Genomic DNA, 19,146 nt, shown 5'->3' with positions numbered 1-19,146 from the left:
ATTTGCTACCACGCTAATGTTATGTGCACGCAGAAATAATATCATCTGTGCAATGTGAGAAAAGTTCAAATTTGAGGAAAATATATTTTTCAGTAACACATGCTGCTGAAGCAAGAAACAGATATACAAACGCAAAATAATTCGTTTGGTTTATGCCGCATTCGCGCTAGGCTCGGCTGATGAAAAACGACCTTCCCGAACCTGCCAGCTGCCGCGCGCCGCACTGGAACCTTGGCCCCGTGATCGAGCAGTTGCGCGTCTCGCGCGAAGCCACGCATAACATCCGCCACCACGGGCGGGTGCGCGAACTGCCCTCGCGCGAGGCGCTCACCGTGATCGTGAACGGCCTGTCGGCGGCGCTGTTCCCGACCCATTACGGACGCCCCAACCTGACCGACGACAGCATCGACTACTTTGTCGGCGACACCCTCACCACCACCCTGAACCGGCTGGTCGAACAGGTGCGCCGTGGCCTGCTGTTCGCGGCCCAGCCGGAGGAAGCCGGCGAAGAAGAGCTGGTGCACAAGGCCAGCGCCATCACGCGCGACTTCGCCGCCGCGCTGCCGGACATCCGCGCGCTGCTGGTGTCGGACGTGCAGGCCGCGCTGGCGGGCGACCCGGCCGCCACCTCGGTGGCCGAGATCATGCTGTGCTACCCAGGCACTATCGCCATCCTGTATTACCGCTTCGCGCACCGCCTGCACCAGCTGGGCGTGCCGTTCCTGGCGCGCCTGGTGTCGGACATCGGCCACTCGCTGACTGGGATCGACATTCACCCGGGCGCGCGCATCGGCGCCAGTTTTTTCATCGACCACGGCACCGGCGTGGTGATCGGCGAGACCGCCATCATTGGCGAGCGTGTACGCCTGTACCAGGCCGTCACGCTGGGCGCGAAACGCTTCCCGGCCGACGAGAACGGGGTCCTGATCAAGGGCGTGGCGCGCCACCCGGTCGTCGAGGATGACGTGGTGATTTATGCGGGAGCGACCATCCTGGGACGGATTACCATCGGCGCCGGTTCGACCATCGGCGGCAATGTGTGGCTGACCGACAGCGTGGCGCCGGGCAGCACGGTGTCGCAGGCGCAGATGCGCAGCGACTAGAGCGTTGCGACCAAGCCGCGGCGCCGGCCTCGCGGCCGGCCCCGTGGTGCTTACCAGATCGGCGCGGCCGCGTCCGTGTCGATCCCGATCACGCTCGGTGCGACCTCGGGCGCTGCGTCGGCTGACCAGGGCGCTGGGAATCTGCTGTCGTCCAGCAGCTCGGCCTTGATGCGCTCGGTGGTCCACACGACGCCATTGGCAAAGGCAATCTCGTCGAGCTGGCTTGGCCGCGGGAAGGCGACGCCATCCTGAATAAAATCGTTCACCGTGATCTGGTCGCTGCTATTGCGGATCTTGATGACCAGCGCGGTGCCGGACGCACTGAAGTGCAGGTCGATGCTGCCGATGTCGGCGTCGAACCGCAGCGTGTCGATTCCCGCATCGGCGGCGGTGGAGAGCATGGTATCTTTGCCGTCGCCGCGGCCGAACAGCACCGTGTCGCCGCCAGTGCTGCCGGTGATCACATCGTCGCCGGCGCCGCCGCGGATGGTGTCTTTGCCACCCTTGCCATCGATGAAGTCGTTGCCGCCCTGGCCGTTGAGCACGTTGTTGCCCAGGTCTCCGGTGATCGTATCGGCGCCCGCGGTGCCTGCATACAGCCGCGCAGTGATCTCGGCCATATTCCACAGCGTGCCGTCCGCAAAGGCAATTTGCTGCAGCGGGACGAAGGCGTGATAACTGGGGTCGAGTTCCGAAAATCCGTTGACCGTCACCTGGTCGGTCGTGCCCGCGATGCCGATCTTGAGCGCCAGGTTGTCGCTGTTGAGGACGATGTCTGACGGTGCAATGCCTTCCTTGAACCGCAAGGTGTCGACTTTGCCTGGTGCCTCGTCCAGCGAGGTGCCGATGGTATCGCTGCCGTCGCCCTTGCCGAACACATAGGTGTCGCTGCCGGTGCCGCCGTAGATCGTATCGTTGCCCGCGCCGCCTTCCAGGGTGTCGTTGCCGGCGTTGCCGCGCAGGATGTCGTTGCCGTCCAAGCCGCGCATATGATTGCCGCTGACAGTGCCAAGCAGTTCGTCCGCACCCGCGCTGCCGCCGTAGAGCATGGCTTCGATGGCGGCCAGGCCCCAGGACGTGCCGTCGGCAAAGCGGATCTCCTGCAGCGGGTTGAGCGGGTTGGGAGTATCGTTGTCGGGAAAGAAGCGCGCGATCTCGACAAGGCCGTCGCTGCCGGCCACGTACACCAGCAGGGCCTTGTAGCTGCTGGTCGCTAACGTGACGTCGCCGGGAAGCACGCCAGGCTTGAACTGCAGTACGTCGACCTTGTCGTCGTTGGAAAGGGTAATGCGGTCCCGGCCATCGCCCTTGCCGTACAGGTAGGTATCGCTGCCGGCGCCGCCATTGACGATGTCGTCGCCCGTGCCGCCATCGATGGTATCGTTGCCGCCGAAGCCGTTGAGACTGTCGTTGCCCCCCAGGCCGCTGATGAAGTCGGCGTCGCTGGCGCCGCTGAGACTATCGTTGCCCTCGGTCGCGGCCAGCTGTTTTGCGAGAATGGCGGCGCTGTCCCAGATCGTGCCGTCGGCGAAGCGGATTTGCTGGAGCGGATTGAAGGCGTTGTTGATATCGGCGCCGTTGAAAAAGAAGCCGGCCGTGACTTTGTCGGTGCTGCCCTTGAAGCTGATGACCAGGTCGGACAGATTGAAGGCCAGGCTCACGTCGTCCGGAACGATGCCGGCCTTCAATTGCAGCACATTGAGTCTGCCGGCGGCCTTGTCCTCGGTCGGGCGCAGCTCGTCCTGGCCGTCGCCTTTGCCGAACAGATAGGTATCGTTGCCGAGGCCGCCAAAGATGACATCGTTGCCCAAGCCGCCGTCGAGGGTGTCGTCGCCGCCCTTGCCGTCGAGCCAGTCGTTGCCTGCCTGTCCCGCGATCAGCTCGCCCTTGACGGTGCCCAGCAGCTGGTCGGCCTGGGCGCTGCCGGCGTACAGCGCGGCCTGGATGGCCGCCAGGTCCCAGCTGCTGCCGTCGGCAAACCTGAAGGTCTGTACGGGGTTGTAAGGCAGCGACGGGTCATCCTGCGACAGGAAGCCGTTGATGGTGACCTGGTCGAGCGTGTCCCGGATCTTGACGATCACGCCGCCGTAGCCGACTGGCGCGGCGGTGAGGACGATATCGCCCGGCAGCACGCCCTCCTTGAACCGGAGCGTGCCCAGGCGGCCCGCTTCCAGGGTCTGGCCCATCGAGATCGTGTCCTTGCCATCGCCCCTGCCGAACATATACACGTCGTTCCCGAAGCCGCCCGCCAGGATGTCGCTATCGCTGCCGCCGTCGAGCGTATCGTCGCCGTCGTTGCCCTTGAGATCGTCGTTCCCGGCGCCGCCCAGCAGCAGGTCGTTGCCGAGACCGCCGAGCAAGGTGTCGTTGCTGGCGCCGCCGTCGAGCGTATCGCTGCCTTGTCCGCCATCGAGCCGGTCCTCGCTGGCGCCGCCGTCGAGCTTGTCGTTGCCTTCGTTGCCAGTCAGGCTATCGTAGCCGGCGCCGCCCGACAGTACGTCGTTGCCGAGCCCGCCAATCAGGGTATCCGCATCGGCGCCGCCATCGATGGTGTCGTCGCCGTCTTTGCCGTCGAGCAGGTCGTTGCCGGCCAGGCCGCCGATCGCATCGGCCAGATAGGTGCCGCTGCGCACGTCGGCCCCCTTGGTGCCGGCATACAGCCTGGCCTGGATCTCGGGAAGGTTCCAGGTGTTGCCGTCGGCGAAGATAATCTGTTGCAGCGGGTTGGCGCTGTTGCTGGTGTTATCTCCATACAGGAAACCATCGACCCGGAACTGGTCGTAGCTGCCGATATTGATCAGCAGGGAAGTACCGCTCATGTCGAACGCCAGGTCGGACGGCAGTACGCCTTCCTTCAGGCGCAGGGTGTTGACTTCGCCCATCGGCCGCACATCGGACATGTACACGATGTCGCGCCCGTCGCCACGGCCGAACAGGTAGCTGTCGTTACCCAGACCGCCGTTGAGGATGTCGCTGCCCGTGCCGCCATGCAGGATGTCGTCGCCATCGAGGCCGAACAGTTGGTCGTTGCCGGACAGGCCGTTCAAGGTGTCGTCATCGGCGCTGCCGTTGAGCGTGTCGTTGCCGGTTGTGCCGTTCAGTACGGCGCTGAGCTGGAGGTTTGCGATGCTGCTCGTGGTGGTTGTTACTGGCATGAATCTCTTTCTGGCGGTGGAGAGGTCGATATGTTGGTGCGGCGTGCTTGCACAACATCAGAAAGAAATCAGGACATTGCCGTCTCTCTCATGTGATGTCATTAAAAAAATAATATCATGTGAGTAATGGGCAAAAAGTTCAAATTTGAGAAAAATAGTCCCCGCATGCGACGGCGCTGCGCGCACTTGCTCAGATGGCGTGCGCCGCTTCCAGGCGCTGCAAGATGGCTGCCTTGAGCGGCGCTTGCGCCAGGTCGCCGCGCAGGCGCGGACGCGCCAGCGGCACCGCAAATTCGGCCGCCACCGGGCCGGCGGCGACGTCGAGCAGCAGCACGCGGTCGCTCAGGTACAGCGCCTCGTCGATGTCGTGTGTGACCAGCAGCAAGGTGAGCGCGTGTTCGCGCGTCACGCGCAGCAGCAAATCCTGCAGCTTCATGCGGGTAAACGCATCGACCGCCGAAAACGGTTCGTCCAGCAGCAGCACGCGCGGGCGCATGAACAGGCCGCGCGCAATCGCCACGCGCTGCGCCTGCCCGCCCGAGAGCTGCTTGGGCAAGGCATCGGCATAGCCTTCCAGTCCCAATTCTTGCAGCAGGCGTTCGACCGTGGCGCCGTTGCCCGCGCCCGTACCCTGGCCGAAGGCGATGTTCTGGCCCACCGTCAGCCAGGGGAACAGGCGCGGTTCCTGGAAGATGACGCCGATGTCGCGCTGTACGCCCGTCTGCGCCACGCCAGCGAGCAGCACCTGGCCGCGATAGGCCCGGTCCAGCCCCGCCGCGATCGACAGCAGGGTGCTCTTGCCGCAGCCGCTGGCGCCGATCAGGCTGACGATCTCGCCGGCGTACAGTTGCACGTGGGCGTCGCGCAGCACCTGGCGCGCGCCGTGGCGCTTGTCGGCGATGTGCGCCTCGAACAGGGGCGTCATGCGGCGCCCCGCCCGGGGTGATTGTCGCGCCAGGCCAGCAGGCGGGTTTCGAACAGCGCCATTGCGCTGTCGCTGGCTTTGCCGAGCAGCGCGAGCAGCACAATGGCCGCCAGGACGATGTCGGCGCGGCTGGTTTCGCGTCCGTCCGAGAGCAGGTAGCCGAGGCCGCGGCTGGCGGCGATCAGTTCGGCCGCCACCATGAACATCCACGCCAGCGAGAGGCCATTGCGCAGGCCCGTGGTCAGGGACGGCAGCGCCGCCGGCAGCAGCACCCGGCGCGCCAGCGCGACGCCGCTTAGCTGGTACAGGCGTGCCACCTCGACCAGTTTGCGGTCCACGCCGCCAATTCCGGAGACAACCCCCATGTACACCGGGAAGAAGGCGCCGATCGCGATCAGTACCAGCTTGGGCAGCTCGTCGATGCCGAACCACAGCAGCAGCAAGGGCACCCAGGCCAGCGAGGGAATCGCGCGCAGCGCCTGGAACGTGGGGTCGAGCAGCGCTTCGGTGCGCCGGCTCAGGGCCACCGCCGCGCCCAGCACCACCGCGAGGCTGGCGCCGGCCGCAAAACCGGCCAGCACGCGCGCACTGCTGGCCGCCACGTGCGCCGCCAGGCCGTTCTGCGCCAGATAGAACACGGTGCGCAGGACCTCGCTCGGCGCCGGCAGCAGGTTGGCGGGAATGACGCCGCTGCGCGCACCGGCTTCGGCGCCCAGCAGCAGGGCGCCCGGCAGCACCAGGCCGAGCGGCACGCGCAGCGCCAGGCGGCGCGCCGGCGCCGGCAGGCCAAGGGAACGGGTTGTCATGGCTTACGCGCGCGCGATGACGGTTTGGGCGAAGCGCGTGTCGACCAGGCCGGCGATGACTTTGTCGAGGTCCGTGCCCGGCTTGACCAGCGCTTCGTCGCGCAGGATCGGGGCCGCCAGTTGCAGCGCCCTGACGTGTTCCGCCGATGGCTGCGGGTTGCTGAAATCGCTGCGCAGCTTGATCTGCAAAAGCGCTACCGGCAGCGACACCTTGGCTTCTTCGGCCAGGATTTTCGCGGCCTCGGTCGGGTTGGCGCCGACCCATTTGCGGGCGCGCTCGTAGGCTTTGATGACGCGTGCTGTCTCGGTCGGGCGCGCCGCCAGGAAGTCGTCGCGCACGTTCAGGAAGCCGTAGGTGTTGAACGCCACGTTGCGGTAAATGAGGCGCGCGCCGCCTTCCAGTTCGCTCGCCGCCATGTGCGGATCGAGCCCGGCCCAGGCGTCGACCCGGCCCTGTTCCAGTGCCGCGCGCCCGTCCGCGTGCTGCAGGCCGACGTGTTCGATGTCGCTGCGTTTCAGGCCCGCCGTCTTGAGCGCGCGCAGCAGGAACAGGTAAGGGTCGGTGCCCTTGGTGGCGGCCACCTTTTTGCCTTTCAGGTCGGCCAGGGTGCGGATCGGCGAATCCTTGCGCACCACCAGCGCGGTCCACTCGGGGCGCGAAAAGATATACGGCGTGCGGATCGGATTGCCGTTGGCCCTGGACAGCAGGGCGGCCAGGCCGGCGCTGGAACCGATGTCGATGCTGTTGGCGTTCAGGTATTCGAGCGCGCGGTTGCTGCCCGCGCTGTGCACCCATTTGATGGCGGTGCCGTCGGCCTTGAATTCCTCTTCCAGCCAGCCGAAGCGGCGCAGCACCAGGCTCGTTGGCGAGTAGTAGGCGTAATCGAGGCGCAGTTCGCGCAGCGGCGCCGCGCTGGCGACACCGGGAAGGACCGACAGGGCGGCCAGTTGCAGGAGGTTGCGGCGTTTCATGGGGTCCTTGGGTGAAGTCAGGCTGCCGATTGCAGCGGTGGGGTGATGCGGACCTGGCGGCCGTGGTGGCTGGCCGGCAGGCGCGAACCCTTGCCGGTCAGCCGATGGCGCAGGGTGGCGCCAAGGCTGTCGCTGTCGCCGGGGTAGCGGCCGCGTCGTTGCAGCTCCGGCACGATCAGCTCCACGACGTCGCGCATGGTTTCGTGGGCGAGGGCGAAGGCGAGGTTGAAGCCATCGACGCCGGTTTGCTCCATCCACAGTTCGAGCTGGTCGGCCACCTCTGGCGGCGAGCCGACCAGGATCGGGCCGCGTCCTCCCAGTCCGATGAAACGGGCCGCTTCGCGCACCGTCCACGTGCGCGAGGGATCGGCCGCGCTGAGCGAGGCAAGGGCGGAGCGGCCGGCTTCGGTCTCGATGTACTCGATGGTGGCGCCCGGCGGGATGCGGCTGAAATCGACCCCGGTCCAGCCGGACAGCAGCACCAGGGTCGCCTCGATATCGACATGGCTTTGGTAGTCTTCGTATTTGGCGTGCGCTTCTTCCGAGGTGGGCGCGGTGATGACCAGCGCCTGCGCGTAGACCAGCAAGGCGTCGCCATCGCGGCCGGCGGCGCGCACGGCGGCGCGCGTGTCGTCCACGTAGCGCTTGACCACGTTGATGCTCGGGCCACTGACAAAGGTCGCCTCCGCGTGGCGCGCCGCAAACGCCATGCCGCGCGGCGAGGCGCCGGCCTGGTACAAAAAGGGCGTGCGCTGCGGCGATGGTTCGCACAGGTGGATGCCGGGTACGGTGTAATGGCGGCCTGCGTGGTTGATCGGGTGGACCTTATCCGGATCGGCGTACACGCCGCGCGCCTTGTCGCGCACTACGGCGTCGTCTTCCCAACTCTTTTCCCACAGTTTATAGACCACGTCGAGGTATTCGTCGGCCAGGTCGTAGCGTTCGTCGTGGCCGAGCTGCTGTTGCAGGCCCAGGTTGCGCGCCGCGCTGTCCAGATAACCGGTCACGATGTTCCAGCCGATGCGCCCGCGCGTCAGATGATCGAGCGTCGAGATGCGGCGCGCGAACGTGTACGGATGCTCGTACGTCAGGGCGGCGGTGACGCCGATGCCGAGGTGGCGCGTGGCGCCCGCGATGATCGGCACCAGTGCCAGCGGATCGTTCAGCGGCGCCTGCACCGCGTGGCGCAGGGCCGCATCGGCGCTGCCCTGGTACACGTCGTACACGCCCAGCACATCGGCCAGGAAGATGGCATCGAAATGGCCCGCTTCGAGCAACTGCGCCAGTTCGGTCCAGTAGTCGGCCTCGAGGTAGCGGTGGCTGTTGTCGCGCGGGTGAGTCCACAGTCCGGGGGACTGGTGGCCGACGGTGTTCATCTGGAACGCGTTGAAGCGAATCGGCTTGGCCATGATGCTACTTGGCTGCCGCTTGCAGGGCCAGCTGGTAATCGGTCTTGGCGTAGCCGGCGAAGTGCTTGTTGGTCACGGCCAGGAATTCGGGCGAGCGGTAGGCGGCCGCCAGGTCCTTGGCAAACTGCTTCTGCTTGTCGGCGCTGCGCACCGCGACCAGGTTGATGTAGTTGGGCGAGATCTTTTCGGTGACCAGGGCTTCAGTCAGTTTCAGGCCCGATGCCAGCGCGTAGTTCCCGTTGACGAAAGCGTAGTCCACGTCTTGCAGCGAGCGCGGAAGCTGGGCCGCTTCCAGCGGCACCAGTTTGATCTTCTTCTGGTAACTGGCGATGTCTTTTTCCGACGCGCGCACCGGATCGAATTTCTCGCGCAGCTTGATCCAGCCCAGCTGGTCGAGCAGCACCAGTGCGCGCGCCTGGTTGGTCGGGTCGTTCGGCAGCGCCACGGTGCTGCCGTCCTTTACGTCGGTCAGCGACTTGTGCTTCTTGCTGTAGATAGCGATCGGTGCGGTAGGAATCGTCACCAGGTCGGTCAGCGCCAGTTTGTGCTCGGTCGCGAACTTGGTTAAATAGACGATGTGCTGGAATACGTTGGCGTCGAGCGAGCCTTCAGCCAGCGCGAAATTGGGCTGGATGTAGTCGTTGAACTCGATGACCTTGATCTTGTAGCCCTGTTTTTCGAGGATCGGCTTGATCCCCAGCTTGATCTGGTCGGCGTACGGGCCGGCGCTGGTGCCGATGACGATTTCTTTCGGGTCCTTGGCGGCGCTGGCGGAAGCGGCAAAGGCCAGGCCGGCAATGGCGGCAAGGATGGTACGGCGTGCGATGAACATGGTGTCCTCTGAAGTGAAGTGAAATTAGCGCTGGTCGATGCGGCGTGCGATGCGGGTGCCGGTGAACTGGATGATCTGCACCAGCACCACCAGGATGGCGACGGTGACGATCATGATGTCGGTCTCGAAGCGGTAGTAGCCGTAGCGGATCGCCAGGTCGCCAATGCCGCCGCCGCCGACCACGCCGGCCACCGCCGAATACGATAAAAAGCTGATCGACAGCACCGTCAGGGCAAGCACTAGGCCGGAGCGCGCTTCCACCAGCAGCACGCGGGTGACGATCTGGAACTCGGAGGCACCCATGGCGTGCGCCGCTTCGATCACGCCGCGCGGCACATCGCGCAGGTTCTGTTCCACCAGCCGTGCAAAGTAGGGAATGGCCGCGAACGAGAGCGGCACGGCGGCCGCCAGCGGGCCGATCGAGGTGCCCGCGATGATGCGCGTGAACGGCACCAGCGCGACCAGCAAAATGATGAAGGGGAAGGAGCGCACCGTGTTGACGATCCACCCGAGGACCAGCGCGAGCGGGCGGTTTTGCAGCGACTGGCCGTCGGCCACCAGGAACAGCACGATGCCGAGCGGGCCGCCCAGCAGCACCGCGGCGGTGAGGCCGATCGCCAGCATGGTCATGGTCTGGCCGAGCGCCACCCACAGTTCGGGCAGCAGGGTGACGACATTGTCAAACATGTTCGATTCCTTTCCAGGCGGTGGCGGCGAAACCTTCGCTGCCGTAGTAGGCCAGTTCGCGGCCCAGCGCCGTGATGCGCGCGCTGCTGGTGTCCGCCAGCGCGAATTGTTCGGCCAGTGCGCCGTCTTCGATCACCGCGACCCGGTTGCAGATGGCGCCCAGCACCGACAGCTCGTGGCTGACGATGACGATGGTCACGCCCAGGCGCAGGTTGATGTCGCGCAGGGTATCGAGCAGGGAGCGCGTGGTTTCGGCGTCGAGTGCGGATGTGGGCTCGTCGCACAGCAGCACGTCGGGCCGGCTGGCCAGCGCGCGGGCGATGGCGGCGCGCTGTTTCTGGCCGCCCGAGAGCTGGGCCGGATAGTTTTCGGCCTTGTCGGCCAGGCCCACCAGCTCCAGGCATTCGAGCACGCGCGCGGCCAGACGCGGCGCGTTCAGGGTGCCGTGGATGCGCAGCGGGAAGGCGACGTTCTCGTACACGGTGGCGTTTTGCAGCAGGTTGAACTGCTGGAAAATCATGCCGATGTTCTGGCGCGCGTCGCGCAGTTCGCGCTTGTTCAAGGCCGTTAATTCGCGCCCGGCCACGGTAATGCTGCCGCTGTCGGGGCGTTCGAGCAGGTTAATCAGGCGCAGCAGGGTCGATTTGCCGGCGCCGCTTTTGCCGATCAGGCCAAACACGTCGCCCTTGTCGACGGTGAGGCTGACGCTCTTGACGGCCTCAAAAGTGCCGCCGCGCGGCAGGGCGAACGACTTGCTGGCGCCGTCGATGCGGATCAGCGGGTCGCCGGGAGTGGTGTGAGTGCTCATGGTGTCAGGAGTAGGCGGTCGGTTCGGGGACGCTGCCATCGAGGACGTAGCGTCCGAGGTCGCGCAGCTTGTAGTCGATCGGGTCGTGCAGGGTGTGCACGCGCACGTTGCGCCAGAAACGGTCGTAGCCGAATTTGGCCGAGGTGGCGCGCGCGCCGGTCAGTTCGAACATCTGGCTGCTGATTTCAATGCCGGCGCGGTGCGACAGGGCTTTCGCTTCGGCCACGGCGACCGCCACTTCGCCGCGTTCGCGCGCGGTGAGCAGGGCGCCCTTGTTAAAGGCGCGTTCCAGCTCGTGCGCCGCATGGTCGGCCAGCACCTGCGCGGGGCGCAGCAGCAGCCACAGTTGGCCGTAGCGGTGCTGGATGAGCGGGTCGTCGGCAGCGCTGTCCACGCCGGACGCGAACCACGGGCGCGACTGCTCGCGCGTGTACTCGCGGGCGCTATCGAAGGCGCCGCTGGCGATGCCCAGGTACAGATTGGCCATGATCAGCTGCGCCACCTGCGAGCGCAGGGTCGCCTGCGCGGTCGGAGCCAGGCCGGGCGCTTGCAGCACGTACTGCGCAGGCAGGTGCACTTGGTCGAAGTGGACGTTGCCGCTGTCGGTCTGCTTCTGGCCGAAGGCGTCCCAGTCGGCCTGCACGCGCACGCCGGGCTGCGCGGTCGGCACCACGCCGATCAGCGCTTCGCCGGCGGCGGCGTCCCAGGCCGACACGGTCAGCCAGTCGGAACCGACCGAGCCCGATGAAAAGCTCTTGACGCCATTGAGGATAAAGCCGTCGGCGCCGCGCAGCGCGGTGGTGCGCTGGTCGAGCGGGTTCAGGGCGTTACCCCAGAACAGACCCTGTTCGACGGTGGCTGTCAACAGGTGGCGCTGCTGCTGCGCGCTACCGTACAGGCGAATCCCGGCCAGTTGCAGGTGATGGAAGCCGAAGACATGCGCCAGGGCGCTGTCGGCGCGCGCCAGGATGCGGATCGTCTGGTACACCACAGGCCAAGGCGCCCCCTGGCCGCCGAATTCGGTGGGGATCGACAGGGTCAGCAAACCGGAGGCGCGGATCCATTCGCGTTCATCAAACGCATGGCCGCCGTCACGGTCGCGCTGCACCGCGGTGGCGGCAAGGCGTTCGGCGAGAGCGGTGGCCACAAGCAGCGGATCGCTGGGGGCAGCATCTGGAATGGAGCGGAGCAGGGTGGCTGACATGATGGAACAAGCCTTGAAAGACAGTCGAGGGGGCCAGTATTGCACCGGCCCTGGGGCGGCGTGAACGAAGATATCCGCCCTTCCTTATGCGAAAACCGATGGAACGAAAAGCGCATATCGAAGCGCAAAAGCATTCGTTCCGATTTACCCGCGCGCGCCGTAGCCTGTGCTCATTCGTTTGCTATTCGTTTGTTTGACTTCTCACCGGATCGGAAAAATCATGAGCGTACTTTTGCTGGGCGGGAGCCCGTCGATAGCGTCGAGCGGCGCCAGGCTGTTGCAGCACGTGGGCGACAAGCTGACCCTGCACGGGCACCGCTGCAACACCCTGCAAGTGCGCGACCTGCCGGCGCAAGCGCTGCTGCATGCGAGTTTCGACGACCCGGCCATCGTGCGGGCCACGGCGCTGCTGCTGGACGCCGACGCCATCGTCATCGCCACGCCGGTGTACAAGGCATCCTACACGGGCATCCTGAAAGCCTTCCTCGACCTGCTGCCGCAAGATGGCCTGGAGGGCAAGCTGGTGCTGCCGCTGGCCACCGGCGGCAGCCAGTCGCACATGCTGGTGCTCGATTACGCCTTGCGGCCGGTGCTGGCGTCGCTCTCGGCGCGCTTTATCCTGCCGGGGATTTACGCCACCTCCGACCAGCTGCGCTGGAACGCCGCCACAGGCTTGAGCCTCGACGCGCCGATAGCTGCGCGCGTGGCGCGCGGTGTCGAACAGCTCTCGTCCGAGCTGTTCGCGCTGCCGCAGCGCCGCCTGCAAGCGCAACGCGCCCAGCATTCGCTGGCCGCCTGACCATTCAAGAGAGGCCGCAATGACTTCACATCTGGAACAACGCAGTGCGCGCCGCCGCACCCTGGGAATGCTGTTCGCCGCCGCCGTTGCAGGGGCCTTGCCCGGCGCCGCCAGTGCGCAAAGCGCGAAGGAGGTGCGCATCGGTTATCAAAAATACGGCACGCTCACGCTGCTCAAAGGGCGCGGGACGCTGGAAAAACGGCTGGCCCCCAGGGGCGTGACGGTCAAGTGGACCGAGTTCCCGGCCGGCCCGGTGCTGCTCGAAGGGCTCAACGTGGGCAGCATCGACTTCGGCACGGTGGGCGAGGCGCCGCCGATTTTTGCGCAGGCTGCGGGGGCCGACCTGGTCTACGTGGGCAACGAGCCGCCGTCGCCGGGCTCGGAAGCGATCGTGGTGCCCAAGGGCTCGGCGATCCGCACGCTGGCCGATTTGAAGGGCAAGAAGATCGCGCTGAACAAGGGGTCGAACGTGCACTACCTGCTGGTGCGGGCGCTGGAAAAGGCCGGCATCGACTACAAGGATGTGCAGACTGTTTTCCTGCCGCCGGCCGACGCGCGCGCTTCCTTCGAGCGCGGTGCGGTCGACGCGTGGGTGATCTGGGACCCGTTCCTGGCCGCCGCCGAAAAGCAGCTTGGCGCGCGCGTGCTGGCCGATGGCAAGGGACTGGTGTCGAACCACCAGTTCTACCTGGCGGCGCGCCCGTATGCCGAGGCGCAGCCGGAGATCGTGCGCATCGTCATCGACGAACTGGCCAAGGTCGATGAGTGGGGGCGCCAGAACATCAAGGAAGTCAGCGCCATCCTGGCGGCGCAGACGGGGTTAGACAGCAGCATTGTGGAGCTGGCCGCGCAGCGCTATTCGTACGGCGTCAAGCCGGTCACGCCGGAAGTCATTCGCGAGCAGCAGAAGATCGCGGACGTCTTCGCCAACCTTAAACTGATTCCGAAGCCGATTGTCGTCAAGGATGCGCAGCTGGCGTTCAAATTATAGATTCAGGAGTATGTCATGTCGTTGAATGTGTTCTGGTTTATCCCCACCCATGGCGATAGCCGCTATCTTGGTACCAGCAAGGGTGCGCGCAGTGTCGATGCCGACTATCTGCGCCAGGTCGCCGTTGCAGCCGATACCCTCGGCTACGATGGCGTCCTTCTGCCAACCGGGCGTTCCTGCGAGGACGCCTGGGTGGTGGCCTCGTCGCTGATGGCCGTCACGCAGAAGCTCAAGTTCCTGGTGGCGATCCGTCCCGGCCTGTCGACGCCGGGACTGGCGGTGCGCATGGCCTCGACCTTCGACCGTTTGTCGAACGGGCGCCTGTTGATCAATGTGGTGACCGGTGGCGACCAGGGCGAACTGGAAGCGGACGGCCTGTTTGCGGACCACAGCAAACGCTACGAAATTTCGGATGAATTCTTCCGCATCTGGCGCGCCACCATGGCCGGCGAGGGCGGCGCGGCCGGCTATGATTTCGAGGGCAAGCACTTGCAGGTCAAGGGCGCCAAAACCCTGTACCCGCCGGTGCAAAAGCCGTATCCGCCGCTGTACTTCGGCGGTTCGTCCGAGCCCGCGCACGAACTGGCGGCCGAGCAGATGGACGTGTACCTGACCTGGGGCGAGCCGCCGGCCGCCGTGGCCGAGAAACTGGCCGACATTCGCGCGCGCGCCGCCAGGCACGGACGCACCCTGCGCTTCGGGATTCGCCTGCACGTGATCGTGCGCGAAACGAACGAAGCGGCGTGGCGCGCGGCCGATGAATTGATCAGCCATCTCGATGACGACGTCATCGCCAAGGCGCAGGCGGCGTTTGCGAAAATGGATTCGGTCGGCCAGCGCCGCATGGCGGCCCTGCATGGCGGGCGGCGCGACAAGCTGGAAGTGTCGCCCAATCTGTGGGCCGGCGTGGGCCTGGTACGGGGCGGCGCCGGCACCGCGCTGGTGGGCGACGCCGAAACGGTGGCTGCGCGCATGCGGGAATATGCGGACCTGGGGATCGAGACCTTCATCCTGTCCGGCTATCCGCACCTGGAAGAATCGTACCGCTTCGCCGAACTGGTGTTCCCGCTGCTGGGCAAGGGCAAGCAGGCCGGCGAGCAGTCGATCACCGGCCCGTTCGGCGAGATGATGGCCAGCGATATTCTGCCGAAAAAGGCGGCTTGAGCATGGCCGGCGCTGTCGCAAGCGCGCGCGCCCCGGACCGGCCATCGGCACTGGCGCCGTGGGCGCTGCCGCTGGGCCTGATCCTGGCCTGGCAGATTGCGGCGCAGGCGGGCTGGCTGTCGAGCCGCATCCTGCCGGAGCCGTGGGCGGTGGCCAAGGCGTTCTGGACGCTGACCGTATCGGGCGAGCTGTGGCAGCACCTGCGCACCAGCCTGTGGCGCGCGGTGACCGGGTTTGCCATCGGCGCCGGATTGGGCTTGCTGTTGGGATTGCTCAACGGCAGCGTCAAGCGGGCTGAAACCTTGCTCGATACCACCTTGCAAATGATCCGCAACATTCCGGCGCTGGCTTTGATTCCGCTGGTCATTTTGTGGTTCGGCATCGACGAAACCGCCAAGCTGTTCCTGCTGGCCATTGGCGTGTTTTTTCCGGTGTACCTGAACACTTTTCACGGCATCCGCTCGGCCGACCAGGGCCTGATCGAGATGGCGCGCAGCTATGGCCTGTCGGGCTGGCCGCTGTACCGCGATGTGATCTTGCCGGCGGCGCTGCCGTCGATCCTGGTGGGCGTGCGCTTTTCGCTGGGGCTGGTGTGGGTGCTCCTGATCGTGGCGGAAACCATTTCGGCCCAGGCCGGGATCGGCTACATGACCATGAATGCGCGCGAATTCCTGCAAACCGACATCGTGCTGGTTGGCATTTTGCTGTACGCCCTGCTGGGCAAGGCCGCCGATCTGTTGTCGCGCGGCCTGGAAAAACACTTCTTGCGCTGGAATCCGGCGTACCGCTAATCGCTATCGGGAATCAGCATGCAAATCAATCGGATCGAAGAAAGCACCGTCGGCGCCGCCGCCGCGCTGGGCCAGCATGGCGTGGGCGTGTCGCTGCGCGGCGTGACCAAAAGCTACGCCGGCCGTGACGTGCTGGGCGGAATCGACCTGGAACTGGCGCCGGGCGAGTTCGTGGCGGTGATCGGGCGCAGCGGTTGCGGCAAGAGCACCTTGCTGCGCACCATCGCGCAGCTCGAGAGTCTGGACGCCGGCCAGATCCGCATCGGCGATGGGGTGCGCGATCCGGACGTGCGCATCATGTTCCAGGAAGCGCGCCTGTTGCCGTGGAAGAGCGTGCTGGAGAACGTGGCGCTGGGTTTGCCGGGTGCCCGGGAGCGTGCCGCAGCCGCGCTGGAGACGGTCGGCCTGGCGGCGCGGGCCGGCGACTGGCCGACCGAATTGTCCGGTGGACAGCGTCAGCGAGTGGCGCTGGCGCGTGCGCTGGTGCATGAGCCGCAACTGTTGCTGCTCGACGAACCGCTGGGCGCGCTCGATGCGCTGACCCGCATCGAGATGCAGCAATTGATCGAATCGCTGTGGCTGGCGCGCGGTTTTACCGCCGTGCTGGTCACGCACGATGTGCAGGAAGCGCTGGCCCTGGCCGACCGCGTGCTGCTGGTCGAGGACGGGGGCATCAGCCTGGACCTGCACGTGGACTTGCCGCGCTCAGGCCGGCGCGGCACGGCGGCGTTTGCCGCGCTGGAGCAAAGCGTGCTGGCCAGGGTGCTGCACAAATAGACCAGCGGGGCGAACTGCGCGCTGGCGCTATTCCTTGCCGATGCTGCGGCGCTGTTGCCGGGCGTCCGCCTGGCGCACGCGGTCGAGCACCGCATCGAGCGCGACCAGGTCATCGGCGTTCGGCCCCAGATCGCTGGTCTTCACGTTGCGGATGCTGCGCAGTTTCTTTGACTCGATGTAGATTTTGCCGTCCTGCACGTGCGCGGGCGACCATGAAATCCTGTCGCCTTCCTGGCTGACAACGACCTCGCCACGCCAGTCGGTGAAACTCGGCCCCCATTCCCCGATGCCCTTCTTGAACACCCTGCGTGTGCCGCCAGCCTCGCCCAGGAAAACCTGGTTCACCTCGACGTCCATGTGCTCGCAGCCACCGCCGTTGTTGATGCAAACCCATGGCCTTCCATCCTGCGGCGCGCGCGCGGCGCAGGGATCGGGGCATTCCTGCGCACCATAGGCCAGCAAGACCACGCGCTGCGCCTTTCCAGCCAGCAGTACGTCTTGTGCCGATGCGTGCGCGGCACATGCCAACAGTACCAGCGCGCATGCTTTGAAATTGATCATCACAGCCTCTTCACATGAAATATTGCTCCAATATTAACATTTCTCCCGTTCAAAGTTGGTTCAAGCTGGCTTGTGACCGATCAAACGCTGGCAAAAGCGCTGCACGGTAGGTCCGCACAGCATCACGATTGTGAACGCGGCCGGCCATGCGGCCAGGAATGCGCGCATCCAACGCACTGTGTAGTCCGGACCAAATCCCAGATTGAGCCACGTTACCCACCCTGTCATAAGAAACGACATCAGCGCCGACATCACGATGCTGAACAGCAGCCGTGTCTTGAATGGATTGGACATGCAGTTAGCCTCGAAGTTCCAGAAGCCGATCAGCATAATCAATTGCATACCGTTATACTAGAGCGACAAGATGAATCTGTAATTCCAAAAACGAGATCATGATGCTCGACGACCTTTCCCTGTTCATCGCCATCGTCGAAGCCGGCAGCCTGGCGACGGCGGCCGACAGCATGCAATTGCCGGCCGCGACGGTAACGCGCCGATTACAGGCGCTGGAGCGTGCGCTCGGCTACAAATTGCTCAACCGCAGTGCGCGCCGCATGCAGCTCACGGCCGAAGGTGCGCAATATTACGAACAGTGCCGTCCGCTGATCCATGCGCTGCGCCAGGCCACCCAGCGCCTCGATGCCACCCTGGGAGCCATTTCCGGCAATATTCGCGTGCTCGCTCCCGTGCATCTGGCGCAGGGTTACTTCCGCCAGGCGTGGTCGGGCTTCCTGCGCTCCTATCCCGAGGTGACGCTGGAGGTGGAGATGTCGAACGAGCTCGTCGACGTGGTCGGCAGCGGCGCCGACCTGGCGATCCGGGTGGGCGAACAGCAAGATTCCAGCTTGAACCAGAAGCTCCTGGCCAGCACCGACCTGATGCTGGTTGCCTCGCCGGCCTACCTGCAAGCGGCCGGCGTGCCGCACACCCCGGGCGAGCTGGAAGCGCATGCGCGCATCGTCGGCCGTCCGCTCACGCGCTGGAAACTGCGCGATCCGGCCGACAGCGCGGAGGTCGTGGTGCAGGGCGCACCGCGCTTCCAGGCCAACCAGATGGACCTGGCGCTGTCGATGGCGCTCGACGGCCTGGGCATCATGCTGTGCCCAGGCACCATGGGCCGCCGCCACGTGGCCTCCGGCGCGCTGGTCCTGGTGCTGCCTGGCTGGAGTACCGAGCGGCGTCATATTTATGCGGCCTGGTCGCAGCAGCGCTACCTGCCGGCGCGGGTGCGCGCCTTGCTCGATTATCTGAGCCAATTTTGCGCAGTGCATTCGCTGTGAAGGCGCAGCGCGTGCGCACGATAGGGTTCCTTCTGAAGAACATTCCCCGAAGGGGTTAGAATGTTCCCATGAAGATTCGTGTCGCTACCTATAATATCCACAAAGGCGTGTCCTCCATCCGGAGCACACCACGCGTGCTGGCCCTGAAAAAGGCGATTGCCCAATTCGATGCGGACGTCGTGTTCCTGCAGGAAGTGCAGGGCAAGCACGACCGCAACTCGGCCAAGTTCGGCGACGAGAGCCGCGGACACCGCCATTGGCCCGAACGTGCCCAGCACGAATATTTCGCGGGCGACTCGCATCATTCGGCCTACGGCATGAACGCGGTCTACGATCACGGTCACCACGGCAACGCCTTGCTGTCGGCCTACCCGATCGGCGGCACCCACAACCATGACGTGTCGGACCATGCGTATGAACAGCGCGGCATCCTGCATTGCATCCTCGATACGCCCAAATGCCAGGTGCATTGCTATGTGGTCCACCTGGGGCTGTTCGAATCGGGGCGCGGCCGCCAGACCCAGGCGCTGATCGACTGCGTCAAGGCCTCGGCGCCGAATGGCGAGCCGGTCATCATCGCGGGCGACTTCAACGACTGGCGCAACACCCTCAGCGACAAGCTGCGCAATGAACTGGGCGTGGTCGAAGTGTTCGACGAACTCGGTGCGCGTTCGCGCCTGGGCGACCTGGTGCGCAGCTTTTCGGGACGCGAAAAGCCGGTCACGCCGGCGCGCACCTTTCCCGCCGCGCTGCCGTTTTTCCGCCTCGACCGCATTTATGTGCGCGGCTTCAAGGTGGACGCGGCCGAGGTCTTGCATGGTACCTTATGGGCGAAATTATCCGATCACGCCCCCATCGTGGCCAATCTCAAGCTGGCCTGAG

19 protein-coding genes are annotated in these 19,146 nt (G+C 65.4%); 8 read left to right on the top strand and 11 right to left on the bottom strand.

The window, feature by feature from the left end; genetic code table 11:
• The first annotated feature begins 179 nt into the window (after positions 1–179).
• Positions 180–1,103, top strand: coding sequence for a serine O-acetyltransferase EpsC (gene epsC, locus F1609_RS08945; protein WP_167076140.1), 924 nt, complete (start codon positions 180–182; stop codon positions 1,101–1,103).
• Positions 1,104–1,153: 50 nt separating this feature from the next.
• Here the strand turns inward: epsC and F1609_RS08940 are convergent, their stop codons facing one another.
• From F1609_RS08940 to F1609_RS08900, 9 genes are all read right to left on the bottom strand, one after another.
• Positions 1,154–4,258 (bottom strand): calcium-binding protein, encoded by a 3,105-nt coding sequence (locus tag F1609_RS08940; protein ID WP_167076139.1) that lies wholly within the window; start codon positions 4,256–4,258, stop codon positions 1,154–1,156.
• Between the two features lie 190 nt (positions 4,259–4,448).
• The gene (locus F1609_RS08935; RefSeq protein ID WP_167076138.1) at positions 4,449–5,183 is read right to left on the bottom strand and encodes an ABC transporter ATP-binding protein; all 735 of its coding nucleotides are present in this window, start codon (positions 5,181–5,183) and stop codon (positions 4,449–4,451) included.
• Complete coding sequence (locus tag F1609_RS08930; RefSeq protein ID WP_167076137.1) at positions 5,180–5,989, bottom strand: ABC transporter permease; 810 nt, start codon at positions 5,987–5,989, stop codon at positions 5,180–5,182. Before F1609_RS08930 ends, F1609_RS08935 begins: the two co-directional genes overlap by 4 nt.
• 3 nt (positions 5,990–5,992) lie before the next feature.
• Positions 5,993–6,961: an aliphatic sulfonate ABC transporter substrate-binding protein gene (locus F1609_RS08925; protein WP_167076136.1), complete on the bottom strand. Its 969-nt coding sequence runs from the start codon at positions 6,959–6,961 to the stop codon at positions 5,993–5,995.
• Positions 6,962–6,978: 17 nt separating this feature from the next.
• Positions 6,979–8,370 carry an LLM class flavin-dependent oxidoreductase gene (locus F1609_RS08920; RefSeq protein WP_167076135.1) on the bottom strand — a complete coding sequence of 464 codons (1,392 nt, stop codon included), beginning with the start codon at positions 8,368–8,370 and terminating at the stop codon, positions 6,979–6,981.
• 4 nt (positions 8,371–8,374) lie between these two features.
• On the bottom strand, positions 8,375–9,202 hold the full coding sequence (locus F1609_RS08915; RefSeq protein WP_167076134.1) for a MetQ/NlpA family ABC transporter substrate-binding protein: 828 nt from the start codon (positions 9,200–9,202) through the stop codon (positions 8,375–8,377).
• 24 nt (positions 9,203–9,226) lie between these two features.
• Positions 9,227–9,889, bottom strand: coding sequence for a methionine ABC transporter permease (locus F1609_RS08910; RefSeq protein WP_167076133.1), 663 nt, complete (start codon positions 9,887–9,889; stop codon positions 9,227–9,229).
• Complete coding sequence (locus F1609_RS08905) at positions 9,882–10,697, bottom strand: methionine ABC transporter ATP-binding protein (protein ID WP_167076132.1); 816 nt, start codon at positions 10,695–10,697, stop codon at positions 9,882–9,884. Before F1609_RS08905 ends, F1609_RS08910 begins: the two co-directional genes overlap by 8 nt.
• A gap of 4 nt (positions 10,698–10,701) precedes the next feature.
• Positions 10,702–11,901: an acyl-CoA dehydrogenase family protein gene (locus F1609_RS08900; RefSeq protein WP_167076131.1), complete on the bottom strand. Its 1,200-nt coding sequence runs from the start codon at positions 11,899–11,901 to the stop codon at positions 10,702–10,704.
• A gap of 220 nt (positions 11,902–12,121) precedes the next feature.
• Between F1609_RS08900 and ssuE the strand changes: the two genes are divergently transcribed.
• The 5 genes from ssuE to F1609_RS08875 are packed head-to-tail and all read left to right on the top strand — an operon-like array spanning position 12,122 to position 16,423.
• Positions 12,122–12,700, top strand: coding sequence for an NADPH-dependent FMN reductase (gene ssuE / locus F1609_RS08895; protein ID WP_167076130.1), 579 nt, complete (start codon positions 12,122–12,124; stop codon positions 12,698–12,700).
• Between the two features lie 19 nt (positions 12,701–12,719).
• Positions 12,720–13,691 (top strand): sulfonate ABC transporter substrate-binding protein, encoded by a 972-nt coding sequence (locus tag F1609_RS08890; RefSeq protein WP_167076129.1) that lies wholly within the window; start codon positions 12,720–12,722, stop codon positions 13,689–13,691.
• Between the two features lie 15 nt (positions 13,692–13,706).
• Positions 13,707–14,855: an FMNH2-dependent alkanesulfonate monooxygenase gene (gene ssuD / locus F1609_RS08885; RefSeq protein ID WP_167076128.1), complete on the top strand. Its 1,149-nt coding sequence runs from the start codon at positions 13,707–13,709 to the stop codon at positions 14,853–14,855.
• A 2-nt stretch (positions 14,856–14,857) separates the two neighbouring features.
• Positions 14,858–15,646: an aliphatic sulfonate ABC transporter permease SsuC gene (gene ssuC / locus F1609_RS08880; RefSeq protein WP_167076127.1), complete on the top strand. Its 789-nt coding sequence runs from the start codon at positions 14,858–14,860 to the stop codon at positions 15,644–15,646.
• Positions 15,647–15,664: 18 nt separating this feature from the next.
• Positions 15,665–16,423 carry an ATP-binding cassette domain-containing protein gene (locus F1609_RS08875; RefSeq protein ID WP_167076126.1) on the top strand — a complete coding sequence of 253 codons (759 nt, stop codon included), beginning with the start codon at positions 15,665–15,667 and terminating at the stop codon, positions 16,421–16,423.
• 27 nt (positions 16,424–16,450) lie between these two features.
• Here F1609_RS08875 and F1609_RS08870 read toward each other — a convergent pair whose 3' ends face one another.
• A complete protein-coding gene (locus F1609_RS08870; RefSeq protein ID WP_167076125.1) occupies positions 16,451–16,984 on the bottom strand; it encodes a hypothetical protein in 534 nt (177 codons plus the stop codon).
• 60 nt (positions 16,985–17,044) lie between these two features.
• Entirely contained in the window at positions 17,045–17,314 is a 270-nt protein-coding gene (locus tag F1609_RS08865) for a DUF2798 domain-containing protein (RefSeq protein ID WP_229421759.1), read from the bottom strand.
• 62 nt (positions 17,315–17,376) lie between these two features.
• Here F1609_RS08865 and F1609_RS08860 point away from each other — a divergent pair, with 62 nt between their 5' ends.
• On the top strand, positions 17,377–18,264 hold the full coding sequence (locus tag F1609_RS08860) for a LysR family transcriptional regulator (protein ID WP_229421757.1): 888 nt from the start codon (positions 17,377–17,379) through the stop codon (positions 18,262–18,264).
• 68 nt (positions 18,265–18,332) lie between these two features.
• Positions 18,333–19,145, top strand: a complete 813-nt coding sequence (locus tag F1609_RS08855) for an endonuclease/exonuclease/phosphatase family protein (RefSeq protein WP_167076124.1) — start codon at positions 18,333–18,335, stop codon at positions 19,143–19,145.
• Position 19,146 lies beyond the last annotated feature (1 nt).

Origin of the sequence: Massilia aquatica (assembly GCF_011682045.1) — a bacterium.
Taxonomy (GTDB): Bacteria; Pseudomonadota; Gammaproteobacteria; order Burkholderiales; family Burkholderiaceae_D; genus Telluria_A; species Telluria_A aquatica.
The sequence above is the reverse complement of the archived record's forward strand: the minus strand, read 5'-3'. Positions and strand labels throughout refer to the sequence as shown.